Genomic DNA, 19,405 nt, shown 5'->3' on the forward strand with positions numbered 1-19,405 from the left:
TCACCCCGACCGTCACGCCCACGCCGACCCCGACCCCGACCCCGACCCCGACGCCCGGGAACACCTTCCGGCTGCGTAACGAGGGGGCGGGCCGGTGCGTGGACTCGCCGAACAGTGCCTCCGCCAACGGCACGCTGCTGCAGATCTATGACTGCCATACCAACCCCAACCAGCAGTTCACCTACAGCAGCGGCAAGCAGCTGCAGATCCTGGGCAAGTGCCTGGACGCCCCGACCAACGCCGGATCCGGCACCCGCGTCCAGCTGTGGGACTGCCACGGCAACACCAACCAGCAGTGGACCCTCACCTCCACCGGCACCGTCACCAACGTCGCCAACAACCTGTGCCTGAACGTCACGGGCACCGGCAACACCTCCAGCGTGACCGTCGCCACCTGCAACGGCCAGGCCACCCAACGCTGGACCCAGGCATGACCCTCGGCCAGTGACAACGCGGCGCCGGTCCACGCGATCCCCGCGTGGACCGGCGCCGACGCTCCTGTCCGGCCGGACAGGTCACGTCGCCACCAGCCCATTGTTAGCGCTAACAATTACTCGGCTTCCGCCTGCGGCAGGCAGGCAGGCGGGCGACGGCGGCGGCCCGGTTCCCGCCGGGCGGCCATCGCATCTCCAGAACGACGAAAGGACATGGCGTGAAACACAAGCTCAGAGCCGTGGTGTCGGGCATCGCCCTCTCCCTGGTGGCCGCGGGCACGCTCCTGGCGACCTCGCCCTCCTCGGCCGCGTCGCTGACCCGCGTCACCAACTTCGGTACCAACCCGACAAACCTCAACATGTACCAGTACGTCCCGGACACGGTCGCGGCACGGCCGGCGCTGCTGGTCCTGGTCCACTACTGCGGCGGGTCGGCCAGCGCGATCTTCAGCGGCAACGGGCACGACTACGTCACCGCGGCGGACCGCTACGGGTACATCATCGTGCTCCCCGAGGCCACCCGCAGCGAGAAGTGCTTCGACGTGTCCACGGCGGCCGGGCTCAGGCGCGACGGGGGAAGCGACACGACCGGGATCATGTCGATGGTCGCCTACACCCGGCAGCGCTACAACGTCGACCCCGGCCGGATCGTGGTCAGCGGCTTCTCCTCCGGCGCGATGATGACCAACGTGCTCGCCGCCCAGTACCCGGACGTGTTCGCGGCCGGCTCGGCCTTCTCCGGCGTGCCCGCGGGATGCTTCTCCACGACGAACGGGTCGCTGTGGAACAGCCAGTGCTCCGGCGGGAACCTGACCAAGACCGCGCAGCAGTGGGGCGACCAGGCTCGGGCGATGTATTCGGGCTACACCGGTGGCTACCCGCGGATGCAGTTGTGGCACGGCACCACCGACACCACGCTGGCCTATCCGAACTTCGGTGAAGAGATCAAGCAGTGGACCAACCTGCACGGGCTGTCGCAGACCCCGACGTTCACCGACCGTCCGCAGTCGTCCTGGACACGGACCCGGTACGGCGGCAGCGGAGCCCAGGCCCCGGTCGAGGGGATCAGCATCAGCGGTGTCGGCCACAGCCTGCCGATGAGCGGCCAGATCGCCTACGCCATCTCCTTCCTCGGCCTTGACGGCAGCAGCGTGCCACCTTCCCCGACGCCGACCCCGACCGTCACGCCGACGGTGACCCCGACGCCGTCGGCCTCGTTCCGGCTGCGTAACGAGGGAGCGGGCCGGTGCGTGGACTCGCCGAACAGCGCCAGTGCCAACGGCACCCTGCTGCAGATCTACGACTGCCACACCAACCCCAACCAGCAGTTCACCTACACCACCGGCAAGCAACTCCAGACCCTCGGCAAGTGCCTGGACGCCCCGACCAACGCCGGCTCCGGCACCCGCATCCAGCTGTGGGACTGCCACGGCAACACCAACCAGCAGTGGACCCTCACCTCCACCGGCACCGTCACCAACGTCGCCAACAACCTGTGCCTGAACGTCACGGGCACCGGCAACACCTCCAGCGTGACCGTCGCCACCTGCAACGGCCAGGCCACCCAACGCTGGACCCAGGCATGACCACCACCAACGCCGAGCCGATCCGGCGGGAGGTCCCCGCGTTCCCACCGCTCATCCATGATCAGATGTTGGAGGCTCCCTCATGAGCACGAATGCCCGACCCTCGCCTGGATTAGGGCGCTTCACGGCCCTGCTCGCCGGCGCCGTCGCCGTCCTGGCCACGATCACCGTCCTGACGGCGCCGGACTCCGCGACCGCCGCCGAGAGCACGCTCGGCGCCGCGGCCGCACAGAGCGGCCGATACTTCGGCACCGCCATCAGTGCGAGCAAGCTCAGTGATTCGGCGTACACCACGATCGCGAACCGTGAGTTCAACATGGTGACGCCCGAGAACGAGATGAAGATCGACGCCACCGAACCCAACCGGGGCCAGTTCACCTTCACCAACGCCGACCGGATCTTCAACTGGGCCAGGCAGAACGGCAAGCGGGTACGCGGCCACACCCTGGCCTGGCACTCCCAGCAGCCAAGCTGGATGCAGTCGTTGTCCGGCAGCACCCTGCGCCAGGCGATGATCGACCACATCAACGGGGTGATGGCCCACTACAAGGGCAACATCTACGCCTGGGACGTGGTCAACGAAGCCTACGCCGACAGCGGCGGCGGCCGCCGCAGCTCCAACCTGCAATCCACCGGCAACGACTGGATCGAGGTCGCCTTCCGCACCGCCCGAGCCGCCGACCCCGCCGCCAAACTCTGCTACAACGACTACAACATCGACAACTGGACCTGGGACAAAACCCAGGGCGTCTACAACATGGTCCGCGACTTCAAACAGCGCGGCGTCCCCATCGACTGCGTCGGCCTGCAGTCCCACTTCAACAGCGGCAGCCCCTACAACAGCAACTACCGCACCACCATCTCCAGCTTCGCCGCCCTCGGCGTCGACGTCCAGATCACCGAACTCGACATCCAAGGCGCCTCCGCCCAGACCTACGCAGCCGTCACCAACGACTGCCTCGCCGTCCCCCGCTGCAACGGCCTCACAACCTGGGGCGTCCGCGACCAGGACTCCTGGCGCTCCGGCGACACCCCACTCCTGTTCAGCGGCAACAACAAAAAACCCGCCTACGACGCTGTCCTGAACGCCCTCAACAACGCCGGCCCCAACCCCACCGTCACCCCCACCGTCACCCCGACCGTGACACCCACCGTGACCCCGACGGTGACACCCACCCCCGGAACCACATTCCGGCTGCGCAACGACGGCGCCGGACGCTGCGTCGACTCGCCCAACAGCGCCACAGCCAACGGCACGCTGCTGCAGATCTACGACTGCCACACCAACCCTAACCAGCAGTTCACCTACACCAGCGGCAAACAACTCCAGACCCTCGGCAAGTGCCTGGACGCCCCGACCAACGCCGGATCCGGCACCCGCATCCAGCTCTGGGACTGCCACGGCAACTCCAACCAGCAGTGGAACCGCAACTCCAACGGCACCGTCACCAACGGAGCCGGCAACCTGTGCCTCAACGTCACCGGCACCGGCAACACCTCCAGCGTGACCATCGCCACCTGCAACGGCCAGACCACCCAGAGCTGGACCTGGGACGGGTACTCCGGAGAGCCCGAACCGACGCCCACCGTGACGCCTACTCCCACGCCGACGCCGACCGGCACCTGCACGCTTCCGTCGACCTACCGCTGGACGTCCACGGGCTCGCTGGCGACCCCCAAGTCGGGATGGGTCTCGCTCAAGGACTTCACCACCGTCCCCTACAACGGCCGGCATCTCGTTTACGCGACCACGCACGACACGGGATCAGGGTGGGGTTCGATGAACTTCAGCCTCTTCACGAACTGGTCCGACATGGCCTCGGCCGGCCAGAACACGATGTCCTCCTCCACCGTCGCGCCCACGCTTCTGTACTTCGCCCCGAAGAACATCTGGGTGCTCGCCTACCAGTGGGGTGGGACCGCCTTCTCCTACCGGACGTCGAGCGACCCCACCAATCCGAATGGCTGGTCCTCGCAGCAGGTGCTCTTCTCCGGAAGCATCTCCGGCTCCTCGACCGGGCCCATCGACCAGACGCTCATCGGTGACGGCACGAACATGTACCTGTTCTTCGCCGGGGACAACGGCAAGATCTACCGGGCCAGTATGCCCATCGGGAACTTCCCCGGCAGCTTCGGCACGACCTCGACGGTCGTCATGAGCGACTCGACGAACAACCTGTTCGAGGCGGTTCAGGTCTACAAGCTCCAGGACCAGAACCAATACCTCATGCTCGTCGAGGCGATCGGCTCGCAGGGCCGCTACTTCCGCTCCTTCACGTCCACCAGTCTGGGCGGTTCGTGGACCCCGCAGGCCGCGACCGAGAGCAATCCCTTCGCCGGCAAGGCCAACAGCGGCGCCACCTGGACCAACGACATCAGCCACGGCGAACTGATTCGCAGCAACCCCGACCAGACCATGACCATCGACCCCTGCAACCTCCAACTCCTCTACCAAGGACGCAGCCCCAGCTCCGGCGGCGACTACGGCCTCCTGCCCTACCGCCCGGGCGTACTGACGCTGCAACGCTGATGACATGACGCGGGGCCGGTCGGCTGCTCTCACATTCCCGCCAAAGCACCGACCGGCACCCGCCGACCATCAAGACCACTCCACCGGCAACGACAGACCCCGGTTCCGCCCTTGGACCTGCTCAGATCGTCGGTGCCGGCTCGGTCTAGTCTCGGGTCATGCGCATCGTGTCGTTGTTGCCCGCCGCCACCGACATCGTCGCGGTTCTCGGCCTGGCCGGTGACCTGGTGGGACGTACGCATGAGTGCGACTGGCCGCCGGAGGCGGTCGCGTCCGTGCCGGTGGTGACGCGAGCCGGATTTTCTTCCGATCGGATGAGCAGCCGGGAGATCTCGGATGCCGTGGGAGGGGCCTCGCACCAGGGTTCGTCGCTGTACACCCTCGACGTCGAAAGGCTGGCGGAGCTGGCGCCGGACGTGGTGCTGACCCAGGATCTGTGCGACGTGTGCGCGGTCTCCTACACCGCGGTGTCACGGGCGGTGCGTGTGCTCGATACCGGGCCGCGGGTGGTCAGCTTGGAGCCGCGCACGCTGACGGACGTGCTGGGCTGCCTTGAACGTGTGGGGGACGTCCTGGATGTGCCGGACGTGGCGGCGCGCAGGGCCGGTGAACTGCGTGAACGGTTGAGCAAGGTAGGCGCCGCGGTGGCCGGGCGTCCGCGTCCGCGGGTCGCGGCGATCGAGTGGCTCGATCCTTTGTGGCCGGCCGGTCATTGGGTTCCCGAGCAGATCCGGGCGGCCGGGGGAGAGCCGTTGCTGGCCGAGGTGGGAGAGCACACCACGCCCATGGAGTGGGAGGCGTTGCGTGCCTCGGAGCCGGATGTGATCGTGCTGGTCCCGTGTGGCTTAAGCCCGGAACGCACCGAGTCCGAATGGCGGTCGCTGACCCTCCTGCCCGGCTGGCCGGACCTGCCGGCGGTGCGCAGCGGTCAGGTGTGGGTGCTGGACGGGCCGGCGTACTTCAACCGGCCCGGGCCCCGGGTGGTCCGAGGTGCGGAGATCCTCGCTCACGTCCTGCACGGAGTCACGGCCGGCGCTCCGACCACCTCCGTACAGGCGCGCCGGGTCGGCGTGTGAGCATTGAACCACGGAGGCGGCGATCCGGCCGACGGGAGCCGGCCGGGATGCGTGATGGATCGGAGTTGAGAGGGCCGTCAGAGCGGGGCCGGACGGGAGCCGGCCCCGGGCATACGCGCACAACAAAGACAGTGTCCTCTCTCGGGGAAGTCCGCCCCGGGTGACGAGGGGCGGGCCCGGTGCGCGCGGAACGTGTGCGCACCGGGCCCGGCGTGGGTCAGTCGGCGACGCGGCCGGCGATTTCGGCGCGGACCTTGCGGGCGGCGGTGACCAGGTTGTCCAGGGAGGTGCGGACCTCGGGCCAGCCGCGGGTCTTCAGGCCGCAGTCGGGGTTGACCCACAGCCGCTCGGCCGGGATGCCGTCGAGTCCCTTCAGCAGCAGGGAGGCCACCTCCTCGACGTCGGGGACGCGGGGGGAGTGGATGTCGTACACGCCGGGCCCGACCTCACGCGGGTAGCCGGCCTCGGCGAGTTCGTGTGCCACCTGCATGTGGGAGCGGGCGGCTTCCAGGCTGATGACGTCGGCGTCGAGGTCGTCGATGGCGGCGAGGATCTCGCCGAACTCGGCGTAACACATGTGGGTGTGGATCTGGGTGTCGGCGCGGACGCCGCTGGTCGCCAGGCGGAACGCCTCGGTCGCCCAGGCCAGGTACGCCGGCCGGTCGGCGGCGCGCAGGGGCAGGGTCTCGCGCAGCGCGGGTTCGTCGACCTGGATGACCGCGGTGCCCGCGGCCTGCAGGTCGGCGACCTCGTCGCGGAGCGCCAGGGCGACCTGGCGTGCCGTCTCGGCGAGGGGCTGGTCGTCGCGGACGAACGACCAGGCCAGCATGGTGACGGGCCCGGTGAGCATGCCCTTGACCGGGCGGCCGGTCTGGGACTGGGCGTAGGTGGTCCAGCGCAGCGTCATCGGTTCGGGGCGGGAGATGTCGCCGGCCAGGATCGGCGGGCGGACGTACCGGGTGCCGTAGGACTGGACCCAGCCGTGCTGGGTGGCCAGGTAGCCGTCGAGCCGCTCGGCGAAGTACTGCACCATGTCGTTGCGCTCGGGCTCGCCGTGCACCAGGACGTCGATTCCCGCCTCCTCCTGGAAGGCGAGGACCTCGCGGATCTCGGCGGCGATGCGCTCGTCGTAGGCGGCGGCGTCGATCCGTCCCGCACGCAGGTCGGCCCGGGCGACCCGCAGCTCGGCGGTCTGCGGAAACGAGCCGATGGTGGTGGTCGGCAACAGGGGCAGGTCCAGCCGGGCACGTTGGACGGCGGCCCGCTGGGCGTACGGCTGGAGACGTCGCGTGTCGGCGGCGGTCACGGCCGCGCCGTGGGCCCGTACGGCAGGGTCGTGGGTGAGGGGCGAGTTCGCGCGGGAGGCCAGGTCGGCCCGATTGTCGGAGAGCCGGTCGGCGATCGCGCGGGTGCCCTGGGTGAGGCCCCGGGTGAGGGTGACGATCTCGTCGGTCTTCTGCCGGGCGAAGGCCAGCCAGCGGACGACCTCGGGGTCCAGGTCGGTCTCGGCGGCGCTGTCGAGGGGGACGTGCAGCAGCGAACAGGAGGACGACACGTCCACGCGGGCGGCCAGGCCGAACAGCGTGGCCAGTGTCGCCAGGGACGCCTCCAGGTCGTTGATCCAGATGTTGCGGCCGTCCACGACCCCGGCGACCAGCCGCTTGCCTGGCACCCCTCCGGCGCCGGCGAGCAGGTCCAGGTTGGCGGCGCCGGGCCCGGTGAAGTCCAGCGCCAGGCCCTCGACCGGGCCGGCGGCCAGGATCGGCAGGGCTTCGCCGAGGTGGCCGAAGTAGCCGCAGACGAGGATCTTCGGCCGGCCTTCCAGGTCGCCGAGCGCCTGGTAGGCGCGGGCGACGGCGTCGAGGACGGGCGGCGGCTGGTCCTGGACCAGGGCGGGCTCGTCGAGCTGCACCCACGCGGCGCCTGCGGCCCGCAGCTCCGCGAGCACCTCGGCGTAGACCGGCAGCAGCCGGTCCAGCAGGGTGATGGGCTCGAAGTCCGGTGCTACACCGGGCGCGGGCTTGGCGAGCAGCAGGTAGGTGATGGGACCCACCAGAACGGGCCGGGGATCGTGCCCGAGTGCGAGGGCTTCGCGCAGCTCGCCGGTCGCCTTGGCGGGGTCGGCGGTGAAGGTGGTGTCCGGCCCCAGCTCGGGGACCAGGTAGTGGTAGTTGGTGTCGAACCACTTGGTCATCTCCAAGGGCGCGACGTCCTGGGTGCCGCGCGCCATCGCGAAATAGCCGTCGAGCGCGTCGGCCCGTACGGCGGCGCGGTGGCGTTCCGGGATCGCCCCGACCATGACGGTGGTGTCCAGCACATGGTCGTACAGCGAGAAGTCCCCGGTGGGGACCTCCTGGATGCCGGAGTCGGCCAGCCGGCGCCAGGTCTCCAGGCGCAACCGCGCGGCGACGCCACGCAGCTCGCCCGCGGTGACCCGGCCCGCCCAGTAGCCTTCGACCGCCTTCTTCAGCTCACGGTCCGGCCCCTGGCGCGGGTAGCCGTGCACGGTGGCGATCGATGTGGGGGTGGTGGAAATCTCGGCCACGAACTCTCCTTCGCGAGTCACGTATGGACATCGCGGCCCCGGAGAGACGGAGGTACGGCCGATCGGCACGCATGCGGGTGCAAGCCTGCTGGTCCGCCGGCCCGCCCTCGAGGCCATCGACGTCGCCGCGCGCGGTCGCACGCGGGCAGTGGCAGGTCTTCGGACTCGGGGGCACACCCGGGCTCACCTGAACCCGGGCACCTACTGGCCGTCGCTTCCCTGACCCGATATCCGGATCCAGTGCACGTGACGGCGGTCGTTCCCACTCACCGCTGCGGGGCAGTCCCGGAATTGGCCGACCCGCGAGACTTACACGCGAGCACCGCCGCACCGGGTTCCCTCTTACGACGCCGCTGCCTGGCGAGCAGGGCGAACCGACTGCCCCTCCAGCCTAAGCGCACCGGGCCCCCAGGCCAAGATCAGCTGGTCAAGGGCCATCCTCGATGCACTCGGAAGGCATGGAGTGGCTCCGCCAGATCTGACATCTCGGATACGAGATGTGCATGACAGATTAGAACGGCCCCGTTCCCCGGGCGAGAGCCGTGGCACGGTTGTCGCGTTCGGCGCTGAAGACCAGAACACATACCGGCAGCACGGAATCAAGGAGCTCATCATGATCAAGGCACTGAACGAGGTCGAGGTCATCACCCTGTTCGTCGAGGACCTCGCCGCGGCACAGGCGTTCTACACCGGCGTTTTCGGCCTGGAGGTCGTCTATCAGGACGACGCGTCGGCCATCGTCCGGCTCGGCCCGATAATGATCAACCTGCTTCGGCGCGAGCAGGCGCCCGGACTGGTCGAGCCGGCCACGGTGGCGAGCAGCGGGTCCGGTGTCCGGGCGTTGTTCACGATCAGGGTGACGGACGTGGACGGCGTCTGCGCCGAACTGGAGCGGCACGGCGTGCACCTGCTCAACGGCCCGGCCGACCGCCCGTGGGGCAGGCGCACGGCGGCGTTCGCGGACCTGGACGGCAACGTCTGGGAGGTCGCGCAGATACTCCAGGGCAGCTAGTGGACAGTAAGAAGTGGGGTTCATGCCGGGGCTGAACATGGAAGGCCAGCTCGGCAACGACGTGCCCGCGCGGATCGCCGAGCAGGTGCGGGCCGTGCTGCGCGAAGCGCTGTGCAACGTGGTCCGCATGCCAGGGCTCACCTGGCCGCCGCGCCTGATCGACCCGTGGCTATGCCCCGGGCAGCGGGGCCGGTGCCGGTGCCGCCTCGCGGGCCAGGCGTCGGCGCAGCCTGAGCGGGATCCACACCCCGGCCCCGTACATCGACAGGCCGAGCAGCATCATGAAGACGGCGGTGGGCCACCGCAGGCCCGGCGGCATGTACAGGGCCAGGAACCAGCTCTTGACCGAGGACCCGTTCGCGAGGAACATCCCCGCCAAAATGCCCTGCGGGAACAGCGGGATGGCGCCGAGCGTGAGGCAGATCGTGACGATCGTCTTCTGCGGTTGCGGCAGGTCGGGCATCTTGAACGACATGCCGCCGGAGGGCCGCCGCCCGGTGCGCATGATCTCCAGCAGCTCCGGGCCGTGGGTGCGAAGGCGCCGCTCGGCCAGCCGGCCGAACCCCCAGTAGCACAGGCCACCGGTCACCAGCCCGGCCGCCACGCCGGCCCAGCCGGACCACAGCGCGACGAGCACGGCCGGGGCGGCGGTGAGCACCGACAGCAGCAGCATGCCGTAGACCAGCCCGACCGCCGCGCCGTCCTCGCCGACCCGCAGGGGGTTGCCCGTGCGGCGGTGTGGGTCGCTGCCGGGCACCAGGGCGTACACCGAGACGAGCGGCACCAGCCCGGCGCCGCCGCCGGTCAGGGCCACGACGGTCGCCAGCAGCAGCGGCCAGGAGGCGCCGGCGAGCGCGGTGAGGACCGCCGTCAGCACCAGGGCGACCGGGCCGACGGTCAGCAGCCAGGCCAGCTGCCTGCCGCGCACGTCGGAGGCGCCCGGCGTCATCAGCGTCAGCCAGAGCGCGGTGCCGTCGGCGCCGTAGAGGTTGGCCGACATCGCGGTGGCCATCGTCACGAAGATCGGCCCGGCCCAGGCCAGCATCCCGTCCCAGCCCAGCACCAGCGGGGCCGCCCCGAACGTCAACCCGTAGGCCAGGGAGAAGGTGAGCTGGTGGGTGCGCAGCAGGTCGCGTGACCAGGTGCGCAGCTCCTTGGACACCACCCCGCCCTCGCGCGTGGTCGCCCGCATCGGCCTGCGGTCGCGGGCCGAGGCCTGAGCGTACCCGGTCCTGCGGGTGAGGAGCGCCGCCCAGGCGACCAGGAGCACGACGATGAGCGCCGCCATGCGGGCGAGCGCCGCGGCGGCGCCCATCCCGTCTCCCGAGCCGGCGGCCTCGACGGCGGCCAGGCCCCAGCCGGAGGGCAGGGCGCGCACCAGGCCCGCCGGTATCCCCCCGGATCCGCCGAAGGCCATGACGAACACCCAGCACTGGCCGAGCGCGGCCAGGATCGCCCCGTTGATCAGGCCCGCGCCCACCGCGCCCACCCGGGAGCGCAGCGCGATGCCCATCACCGCGACGGCGACCTTCGACAGCAGGACGAACACGGCGACCTGCAGGACCATCGCGGGCAGGGCGGTCAGCACCGCCGCGGGGCCCAGCCGGGCTCCGGCCACCACGAGGCCGGACAGGGCGAGCAGGCTGATCAGCGGGGCGACCCCGATGAAGGCCGCGGTCAGCAGGCCGGTGGCGAGGCGCCGCGGGCGCAGGCCGAGGAGCGTGAAGTACTCGGGCCGGAGCGTCTCGTCGCCGCCTCCGGCGACGACGGGGCCGAGGATCCAGCCGAGCATCCAGATGGCGCAGGCCGCGCCGAACAGGTCGGCGTCCCATCCGCCGAGGTAGATCGTGCCGGCGGCGAGCAGGACGCCTCCGGTGGCGCCGGTGGCGACCAGCCCCGCCTGCGCCCCCTTCCACGAGTGGCGCAGGATCGCCACCTTCATCCGGACCATGGTCAGTTCGATAGCCACGACAGCTCCTTCACCGCGCCGCCGGTGGAGCCGACGAGCTGGACGAACCTGTCCTCGAGCGTGACGTCGCCGCGCACCTCGTCGATCGGGCCGGCCGCGGTGACCCGCCCCTTGTCGATGACGGCGACCTGGTCGCACAGCTGCTCGACCAGGGCCATGACGTGGCTGGACAGCACGATCGACCCGCCGCCCGCGACGAACCCCCGCAGAATCGTCTTGATCGTCGCGGCGGACACCGGGTCGACGGCCTCGAACGGCTCGTCGAGCACCAGCAGCCGCGGGCCGTGCAGCAACGCCGTCGCCAGGCCGATCTTCTTGCGCATACCCGTGGAGTACTCGATCACCAGGGTCTGCTCGGCCCTGTCCAGCTCCAGCACCGCCAGCAGCTCACCCGCCCGCTCGGCCACCACCTCGGGCGCCAGCCCGCGCATCAACCCCAAGTAGGTCAGGACCTCGCGGCCGGTCAGCCGTTCGGGCATCGCCAGGCCGTCGGGCAGCACGCCGACCAGCGTCTTGGCGTGCTCGGGGTCCTTCCACACGTCGGCGCCGAAGATGCTGGCACCGCCCGCGTCGGGGCGCAGCAGGCCGACCGCCATCGACAGCGTCGTGGTCTTGCCGGCGCCGTTCTGACCGACGAGCCCGTAGAAGGATCCTTGGGGGACGGTCAGGTCGATGTGGTCGACGGCGACCTTCTCCCCGAACGTCTTGGTCAAGCCGCTGATCTCCAGGGCCGCTGTCATGTGGTACTCCGGGTGGCGAGGGTGAAAAGGGTGGTCAGCTCACGGGCGAGCCCGTCGAGATCGAGGTCGGGGTCCACGATCAGCTCGGCGGGCACGGCGTCGACGGCGCCGCGGATGGCGATCGCCATGACCCGCGGGTCGAACCGCCGGAACTCACCGGTCTTCTGGCCCCACGCCAGCACGCGCTCCACGTCCTCCAGCGCGGTCCGGTGCTGCGCCGCGTACGGCCCCGGGCCGCCGCCGGTGCCCCGCGCGTGGGTGATGATCTCCACCAGGGCGAGCAGGGGGCGGCGGTGCACGCGCATGAAGGCGAGGTTGGTCTCCAGGTAGGCCCGCAGCGCGTCGGTGGCGTTGGCCTGGGCGAGGATGCGCGGCACCATCATGTCGGTCGCGAGCGTGGCGACCTCGGTGACGACCGCCTTGATCAGCTCGTCCTTGCCACCGAAGTGGTAGGAGATCACGCCGGTGCTGATGCCGGCACGCTCGGCGATCCTGGCGAGCGAGGTCTTCGCGTACCCGAGAGTGGAGATCGCGTCGATCGCGCATTCGATGATCTGCGCACGCCGCGCCTCTTCGATGAAGGATCGACCTTCTGAATGCACGTTCAGAATTTAGACGATCATTCAAACGGCTGGCAAGAGGCGGTCACGAGCCCGGCCGACGGCAGACGGGCTCCACACTGCCCGCCCACCGCCGCAGGCAGGACTAGGGGCAGGCCGGTCTGACGCCTACGGGCAGGGCGTCGTCTTCCTGGACGACCTCGAGGAGGCGCGAGATGTCAGAGAAGGAGATCAGGGAGATGGTCCCGTAGATGACCGAGATGGTCAGGATCCTTGAGAAGGCCGACCCTGTCGACAAGAACGACCTCTATACGCAGATGGGCCTGACCATCACCTGCGACCCCTCAGAGAGAGTTGTCGCGGTCGAAGTAAGGCCCAGCATGTACCAGAGTGCGTGTCCGAGAGGCGTGGCCAAGTAGTTCCTGGACGTCGGCGAGCGGTACGCCCGCGTCCAGCAGCGCGGTGGCGCCGGCGGTGTGCGGGGTGAGCCGGGAGGGGTCGACGCCGGCGGTGGTGGCGGCGCGGCGCAGCGCGGTGGTCATCCGCCACCGGTCGAAGGGGCGGCCGTCATCGCGGGTGAACAGCGACTCGCCCGGGGTACGGCCGTGCAGGAGGGGTTCGAGCAGGGCGCGGACCCGTGGCGGGACGGGCAGACGGTCGGTCGGCGGAACCTCGGCTCTCAGCCAGCGGACGAACGCGGCGGTGTCGGCCAGGCGGGCCTGGACGAGAGGGAGGGAGCAGCTACGCGAGGACTCTGGAGCTCACCTCGGAAACGCTCTGGTCTGTGTGAGCTACTTCTACCCATGACCGCGGTGAACGCAGAAGAGCTGGTCTTCGGTGCCGTTGGGTTCGCGGTAGGCGACGATGGCGGGACCTTGGGCGCTCATGTGGCCGGGTAGCCGGGTATCGGTGCTCCAGCTGGTGCCGTTGAAGCGGGTCCACCACAGGTTCTGGTCGTTGCCGCCGCCGCGGTGCACGCAGTACAAGAAGTTGTTGTAGACGGCCAGGCCGACGCCCTCCCTGCTCATGTGGTTGGGCATCTGGGGATTGCCGGCCCAGGTCGTGCCGGTGAAGCGGGTCCACCACAGGTGCTGGTCGTTGCCGCCGCCGCGGTGCACGCACCACAGATTGCCCTGGAAGACGGCCAGGGCGGGGTTGGAGCCGGTGCGGTGGCCGGGGAACATCTGGTCGGTGCTCCAGCTGGTGCCGTTGAAGCGGGTCCACCACATCTGATCATTGTTGGAGTCTCTGTAAGCGCAGTACAGGAAGCCGTTGAAGGTGGCCAGGGCCGGGCCTCGACTGGTCAGGCCGTTCATTGGGGTGTCGGGGCTCCAGCTGTTGCCGTCGAAGCGGGTCCACCACAGGCGCCTATCGTTGCCGCCGCCGCGGTGCACGCAATACAGGCGGTCGTTGTGAACGGCCAGGGCTGGGCCGTCGGCGCTGCGATGGGCGGGGAAGGCGATGTTGTCGCTCCAGTTGTGGGAGGGGTTCATGGCCGTCCACCACAGCGAGGTGTCCTGCCTGGGGGCCAGCGAGATGGGCAGAAGCATCCCCGGGGCGAACCAGGGTGACACCAGCCGGCAACCGTGGTGTCTGCCGACGATCTGGATGATCCACGAGCGGATCGTGAAGGCGAGCTCGACCACCCTGCCGATCGGCCGGGGAAGGATCCTCCCGGCGATCTCCCCGACCAACTCCGAGATCTCGGCGGCGACTTGAGCGGCTGCGGCGTTGAGGACGACCTCAAAGCCCCACCATCTCGTGTTGACGTACACCTCCCTGCCGTTGGCGTTCAGCTCCATCTCGGCCTGGCGGGCGGCGTCTTGCCCGGCGAGGGGGAGTTGGCCGATCTGCACCTCGAATTCCCTGCGGGCCGCGTCCAGATACTCCCGCGAGATCCGCTGCGCCTCCTCGTGGGAGACCGAGTACGGGATGGCCTGCCAAGCGGCGAGGGCGTCGGCCTCGGCTCGGGCTTGGTCCTGGCTGTTGCTTTCCTCGGACACGCGATCACGTCCCTATACGGAGGGCGATCCGCCGCGAAGCTCGTCAGCGGCCTTGAGTATCCGGCCGTGCCCTACCGCTGGCAAGGGACAGCCGATCATCGATCACCAGTACGTGCTTTCCGCGCCCGGGGACCTCAATCCTGCCCTCCATCGAATCGAAAATGTGTAGTGGTTGATGTAGACATCCGCGTGTGGTGTGGGTAGTGTTCCTGACATCGCAAGGAACGGATCCACGAGGGCGGCGCACGAGATACCCGCGTCACGACGAGCCGCCCGGACGAACGTGGATAGCAGGAGTGATCGGCAGAAGGTCGGATGTGCTGGGGCCAGCAGGGCTGGTTAAGGGTCCCGGTCGTGGACGCGCTGCCACCGCAGGACCGCAGTTGGAAGTGCACGGCAGAAGGTCGGACGCGGCAGGGCCGGTGGGTGATAGGGGCCCCGACGCGTGGACGCGCTGCAGGAGCGACCGTCAGGTCATTCCATGATCAAGGATTCTCAGATTGAGAAGGGAGTGTTGAACGCCATCAGGATCGCCCGTCGCCGGTTGGGTTTCGCCGCACGGGTACCGCAGTTCCGCAGACGGGAAGGTGGTTCACGGTCACGTATACGCGATCCCCGCAGCCCCGCCCCCAGCGGGCGGCTGCTGCGGAAACGACAAGGCGGCCTTTCGGCCGGTAGATGGTGTTACACAACCTAGTTGCGGGCCCCGGCGCATCATGGCGCCGGGGCCCTGTTCCGCGTTCGGGAAGGTTACATGGATCGACCCTCGACAGCGCCGGCGGCCGAGCCGGGTGGCAAGCCCCGCGGCAAGGCCGCCTCGTCAACGCTCGCCGCGAGCGCGGCTTCCGGCGGCAAAGCCCAAGCCCGGTTGCAGGTCCCCGCACCCCAGACCCTCGCCGAGGCCCCGGTAGAGGTGGGAGCTGAGACCAAACTCGACGATGAGGACTACCCCGCCTACAGCATGGGCCGGGCAGCGGAAATCCTCGGTGTCAGCGCCGCTTTCCTGCGCAGCCTGGGCGCCGCCAAGCTGATCGAGCCGCAACGCTCCGAAGGCGGGCACCGCCGCTATTCCCGCTACCAGCTACGCCTGGCCGCCCGAGCCCGCCAGATGGTCGACCATGGCACCGCGCTGGAAGCCGCTTGCCGCATCATCATCTTGGAAGACCAACTCGCCGAAGCCCTCCGCATCAATACCCAGCTCCAGCAGGGGGGCACCCGGCAGTGAGACCAGCCCCTGCAAAAGAACGACCCCCGGCTGGTGCGCCGCGAGGCGAACACAACACGAGCTGAGCCCACCGGTCACCACCCGGCCCCCGGGCCAGGCTGAAGTGGTCCCTGGACTCATCGACATTCCCGCCCCTCGATCACCAACTGGTGCCCGAACCCGCTGTCCCCGGCCAAGTTCTGCGGTGAGCCTGCCCTCAGGCCGCGCGACGGGCCAGGGCCCGCGCTGAGAAGGCCCGCCGAAGGCGTTCAGGACATGCCCGCCGTCGAGCAGGACGTCGCCGGCGCCGGGTCGTGACTGGGATGACAGCGACGTGCGCTTGTTGCGGGTCGATGGCTGGTGGGGCCTGCGAGGCCCGAATGGCGAGATCGAGGTGGAGGGGCTCGGGTTCTTCGGCATCATCACGGCGGGGGATCAGAGCGGGGCGCAGGCCGGTCATCTCCTGACTCCGCCCGGGCCGCCAGGAGACGGGCAGCCCTGCTGCCACAAACGATTCCAGAAGTACTCCGAACCCATCTTTGCGTGAGAACGGGTTCTGCGAACCGATTCAGGACTTCGCGATCTCTGGACCACCCTTTTTGATCTTGCTCTGAGAATGGGTCGTGTCTGCGAATCACCCACCGTTACCGTCGTCACACAGAGCTACCTACCCCCGGGAAAGGTCGCTTGACGCACGTAGTTAATGCCGTTAACCTATAGATAGTGCCGTTAACCAATCTTGTGGAGGTCGCCATGACCGAGTACTTGAGCATCGCCGGTAACAACCTCGCCTATGAGGTGTCCGGGCGGGGCCCTCTCGTCGTCCTGGCGCACGGTATCGGCGACAGCCGGCACTCCTACCGTTTCCTCGCTCCGGCCCTGGCCGGCGCCGGGTACCGGGTCGCCAATGTCGACATCCGCGGCTGCGGCGACTCCAGCCTGGGCTGGGACGGCTACAGCCGCACCGACATCGCGGGCGACCTCATCGCCGTCGTGCGCCACCTCGGCGGCCCCGCCGTGATCATCGGCCAGTCGATCAGCGGCGGCGCGGCGACCATCGCGGCGGCCATCGCGCCCGATCTGATCAACGGCATCATCGAGCTGGCGCCGTTCACCCGCGTACAACCCTTCGATCTTGGCGGGCTGATGCGGGTGAAGCGCTTCCGGACCGGTTACACCCAGATGGCGCAGGTCATGGTCCGGGGAAGTCTGGCGAGCTGGAAGAAGTATCTCGACGCGGCGTATCCGGTCAAGCCCGCCGACTGGGACGCCGAACTGACGCGTATCGAGACGAAGCTGACCGAGCCCGGCCGGATGAAGGTTCTGCAGGCCATGTGCAAGACCAGCCCGACCGACGCCGGCGCGCAGCTGGCCAACGTCACCTGCCCGGTCCTGGTCATCGAGGGCAGCCTCGACCCCGACTGGGCCGACCCCCGCGCCGAGGGCGAGAAGATCATCGCCGATCTGTCCCGGGGCCTCGGCGAGCTCGCCGTCATTGAGGGTGCCGGTCACTACGCACACGTCCAGACGCCGGATCAAGTCCTCGCGCTGGCCCGGCCTTTCCTCGACAAGACGCTGGCGAATGCCTAGGGCCCGGCTCACCCCGCTGTCGGTCACCGAGGCCGGCGCCGCCCTGATCGACGAGATCGGCTTCGAGAACCTCAGCATGGGCATGCTCGCCGAACGGCTCGGAGTCAAGACCCCCGCGCTCTACAAACACGTCGCCAGCCAGGCCGATCTGGCCCACCGCATCGCCATCGTGTCCATGGCCGAGTTCGCCGACGCCATTCGCGACGCCATCCAGGGTCGGGCCGGCAGCGATGCCCTCGCCGCCGGCGCGCAGGCGATGCGGACCTACGTGCGCGAACACCCCGGCCGGTACGCGGCCGGCAATGCCGCCCGCCCGACCGGAGCCGACGACCCGCTCATCCCCGCCATCGAGCGGGTGGTCGCCTCCTGGGCGGCCATGCTGCGCGGCTACCACCTGGACTCCGGCCAGGAGATTCACGCCCTGCGGATGCTCCGCAGCGCCCTGCACGGGTTCTCGACCACGGAAGCAGCCGGCGGGTTCCAGATCGACGCATCTGTCGACGACAGCTTCACCTGGATGATCAACTTTCTCGACCAGGGCCTGCACGCCGCCACCAGCGGCAGCACCCTCGCCCCCTGACGGATCGTCGACGAACCCGACCACATCATCCCGGAGGACCGACATCAGCACCACCCGCGCACCCACGATCACCCGGACACCACCACCTGGCGGCCACTGATGGTGAACATCGACGAAGAGCCCAAAGACACCAGGATCGAGCGGCACGCGAGCTGGGCCGAGCTCTTCTTCGACCTCGTGGCGGTGGCCGGCGTGGCCGCCCTGGCACACGTGCTCGGGTCCGAACTGGACGCCGCGGCGCTCGGTCTCTACGCACTGCTGTTCCTGGCCCTGTGGCTGTCCTGGACGACGTTCATGCTGTACGGCAACGTCGCCGCCGGCCAGACCCGCGTGCTGCGGCTGATGGTCGGCATGTTCGGCCTCGGGGTCATGGCCGCGTCTGTGCCAGGCGTGGCGCACACCGTGCTCGGGCACGGCAGCGACATCCGTCCGCTCAACGTCTTCGCGATCGCCTACATCGCCACGCGCGTCTACGGGTCCAAGTCGTGGCAACGCGGCGCAGTATTGCTGGACTTCCCGGTGGTGCAGTACTCGGTAGGACTGCTGCCCTGGTTCGCGTCGCTCTGGGCCGACGAGCACTGGAAGCTCGCGCTGTGGGCAGCAGGAATCGGCCTCGACCTGCTGCTGATCCTGGTCCTGTCCGGCAGCAAGATCCTCCAGCGGGTCCAGTCATACCTCACCGCGCCAGAACGTACTCGGCGTCAGTCACGATCAGGAGTCCGCCCCGACGGCATGGGACCGGTCATTCACGGGGTATCGGTCGATCCGGCCCACCTCTCCGAGCGGCTGGGACTCTTCGTGATCATTGTGCTGGGCGAATCGGTGGTGCAAATCGTCGCCGCCGCAAGCGAGGCGCGGTACGACATCGGCCTGCTGGCCACCGCAATCGCGTCCTTCGTTCTGCTGGCCGGCATGTTCGGCTTGTCCGTCGTCTTCGGATACGCCGGCCTGCCGCACCTGCGCGCCGGCCGGATCCCCATCCGCGCCGCCCTCGGCCTGCACTGCCTGGTCACCGGCGTCGTCGCCACCGTCGCCGTGCCGCTCTCTCTGGTGGTCAGGCACGGCTCCGATCCACTGTCCGAGCAAGGTCGCTGGCTGTTGTGCGGCGCGGTTGCGGCCTACTTCACCCTCGGCGTGGTCACCGGCGTCGCCAGCCACAGCTCCGACCTGCCGAGGACGATCTCACGGGTCACCACAGGCATCGCGGCCCCACTGCTGCTTGGCCTGCTCGCCACCGCCGTCAGTGGCCGAATGCTCGTGGTCTACCTGGCCCTGATAGTCCTGGCCCACCTCTGGTTCGAACGACGACTGGGGCCACGATGATCGCAGCTGATCCGGCAGCGGTTTTAGAGGTGGCGGATGTCGCGGGTGAGGGTGTGTGCCCAGGAGCTGTCGAGCTCGTAAAGCCCGCCTGGACCCCGTGACTCACCCTCCGAACACACCTCTCCCTTCAAATGCGACCGACCAATCAGTTACCCACCCGGAAATGGAACACACCATGAACCCGCTCCGCCCCCTCGCCGCTGCCACCTTCCTCCTGGGCCCAGCGATCTATCTCGCCGCCGAAGCGATCACA

Annotated in this window: 15 protein-coding genes and 1 riboswitch; of the genes, 9 read left to right on the forward strand and 6 right to left on the reverse strand. The window is 69.1% G+C overall.

Annotation, left to right across the window (positions count from 1 at the left end; genetic code table 11):
• The 4 genes from NYZ98_RS39850 to NYZ98_RS39865 form a co-directional block, all read left to right on the forward strand.
• Positions 1-434: RICIN domain-containing protein (locus tag NYZ98_RS39850; RefSeq protein WP_262850487.1), on the forward strand; the 434-nt coding region annotated here is incomplete at its 5' end.
• Between the two features lie 218 nt (positions 435-652).
• Positions 653-2,020, forward strand: coding sequence for an extracellular catalytic domain type 1 short-chain-length polyhydroxyalkanoate depolymerase (locus tag NYZ98_RS39855; RefSeq protein ID WP_262850488.1), 1,368 nt, complete (start codon positions 653-655; stop codon positions 2,018-2,020).
• An 82-nt stretch (positions 2,021-2,102) separates the two neighbouring features.
• On the forward strand, positions 2,103-4,550 hold the full coding sequence (locus tag NYZ98_RS39860) for a non-reducing end alpha-L-arabinofuranosidase family hydrolase (protein ID WP_262850489.1): 2,448 nt from the start codon (positions 2,103-2,105) through the stop codon (positions 4,548-4,550).
• A 158-nt stretch (positions 4,551-4,708) separates the two neighbouring features.
• Positions 4,709-5,626 carry a cobalamin-binding protein gene (locus tag NYZ98_RS39865; protein WP_262850490.1) on the forward strand — a complete coding sequence of 306 codons (918 nt, stop codon included), beginning with the start codon at positions 4,709-4,711 and terminating at the stop codon, positions 5,624-5,626.
• 217 nt (positions 5,627-5,843) lie between these two features.
• Here NYZ98_RS39865 and metE read toward each other — a convergent pair whose 3' ends face one another.
• Entirely contained in the window at positions 5,844-8,171 is a 2,328-nt protein-coding gene (gene metE, locus NYZ98_RS39870; protein ID WP_262850491.1) for a 5-methyltetrahydropteroyltriglutamate--homocysteine S-methyltransferase, read from the reverse strand.
• A 133-nt stretch (positions 8,172-8,304) separates the two neighbouring features.
• A riboswitch (cobalamin riboswitch) is annotated at positions 8,305-8,566 on the reverse strand.
• A gap of 218 nt (positions 8,567-8,784) precedes the next feature.
• Here metE and NYZ98_RS39875 point away from each other — a divergent pair.
• Positions 8,785-9,183 carry a VOC family protein gene (locus tag NYZ98_RS39875; RefSeq protein ID WP_262850492.1) on the forward strand — a complete coding sequence of 133 codons (399 nt, stop codon included), beginning with the start codon at positions 8,785-8,787 and terminating at the stop codon, positions 9,181-9,183.
• 169 nt (positions 9,184-9,352) lie between these two features.
• On the opposite strand, the gene NYZ98_RS39880 is transcribed toward NYZ98_RS39875, so the two are convergent.
• From NYZ98_RS39880 to NYZ98_RS39900, 5 genes are all read right to left on the reverse strand, one after another.
• A complete protein-coding gene (locus NYZ98_RS39880; RefSeq protein WP_262850493.1) occupies positions 9,353-11,152 on the reverse strand; it encodes a hypothetical protein in 1,800 nt (599 codons plus the stop codon).
• Positions 11,137-11,892, reverse strand: a complete 756-nt coding sequence (locus NYZ98_RS39885) for an ABC transporter ATP-binding protein (RefSeq protein ID WP_262850494.1) — start codon at positions 11,890-11,892, stop codon at positions 11,137-11,139. Before NYZ98_RS39885 ends, NYZ98_RS39880 begins: the two co-directional genes overlap by 16 nt.
• On the reverse strand, positions 11,889-12,494 hold the full coding sequence (locus NYZ98_RS39890) for a TetR/AcrR family transcriptional regulator (RefSeq protein ID WP_262850495.1): 606 nt from the start codon (positions 12,492-12,494) through the stop codon (positions 11,889-11,891). Before NYZ98_RS39890 ends, NYZ98_RS39885 begins: the two co-directional genes overlap by 4 nt.
• A gap of 302 nt (positions 12,495-12,796) precedes the next feature.
• Positions 12,797-13,165: a tyrosine-type recombinase/integrase gene (locus NYZ98_RS39895; RefSeq protein ID WP_316249659.1), complete on the reverse strand. Its 369-nt coding sequence runs from the start codon at positions 13,163-13,165 to the stop codon at positions 12,797-12,799.
• Between the two features lie 84 nt (positions 13,166-13,249).
• The gene (locus tag NYZ98_RS39900; RefSeq protein ID WP_262850496.1) at positions 13,250-14,455 is read right to left on the reverse strand and encodes a hypothetical protein; all 1,206 of its coding nucleotides are present in this window, start codon (positions 14,453-14,455) and stop codon (positions 13,250-13,252) included.
• Positions 14,456-15,416: 961 nt separating this feature from the next.
• Between NYZ98_RS39900 and NYZ98_RS39905 the strand changes: the two genes are divergently transcribed.
• The 4 genes from NYZ98_RS39905 to NYZ98_RS39920 all read left to right on the forward strand — a co-directional run bounded on the left by NYZ98_RS39905 (position 15,417) and on the right by NYZ98_RS39920 (position 19,152).
• Entirely contained in the window at positions 15,417-15,680 is a 264-nt protein-coding gene (locus NYZ98_RS39905; RefSeq protein ID WP_262850501.1) for a helix-turn-helix domain-containing protein, read from the forward strand.
• A gap of 732 nt (positions 15,681-16,412) precedes the next feature.
• Positions 16,413-17,249 carry an alpha/beta fold hydrolase gene (locus NYZ98_RS39910; protein ID WP_262850497.1) on the forward strand — a complete coding sequence of 279 codons (837 nt, stop codon included), beginning with the start codon at positions 16,413-16,415 and terminating at the stop codon, positions 17,247-17,249.
• The gene (locus NYZ98_RS39915; protein ID WP_262850498.1) at positions 17,242-17,829 is read left to right on the forward strand and encodes a TetR/AcrR family transcriptional regulator; all 588 of its coding nucleotides are present in this window, start codon (positions 17,242-17,244) and stop codon (positions 17,827-17,829) included. Before NYZ98_RS39910 ends, NYZ98_RS39915 begins: the two co-directional genes overlap by 8 nt.
• 99 nt (positions 17,830-17,928) lie before the next feature.
• Positions 17,929-19,152: a low temperature requirement protein A gene (locus tag NYZ98_RS39920; protein WP_262850499.1), complete on the forward strand. Its 1,224-nt coding sequence runs from the start codon at positions 17,929-17,931 to the stop codon at positions 19,150-19,152.
• The last annotated feature ends 253 nt before the right edge of the window (positions 19,153-19,405 follow it).

It is taken from the genome of Sphaerisporangium corydalis (assembly GCF_025506355.1).
Taxonomy (GTDB): domain Bacteria; phylum Actinomycetota; class Actinomycetes; order Streptosporangiales; family Streptosporangiaceae; genus Sphaerisporangium; species Sphaerisporangium corydalis.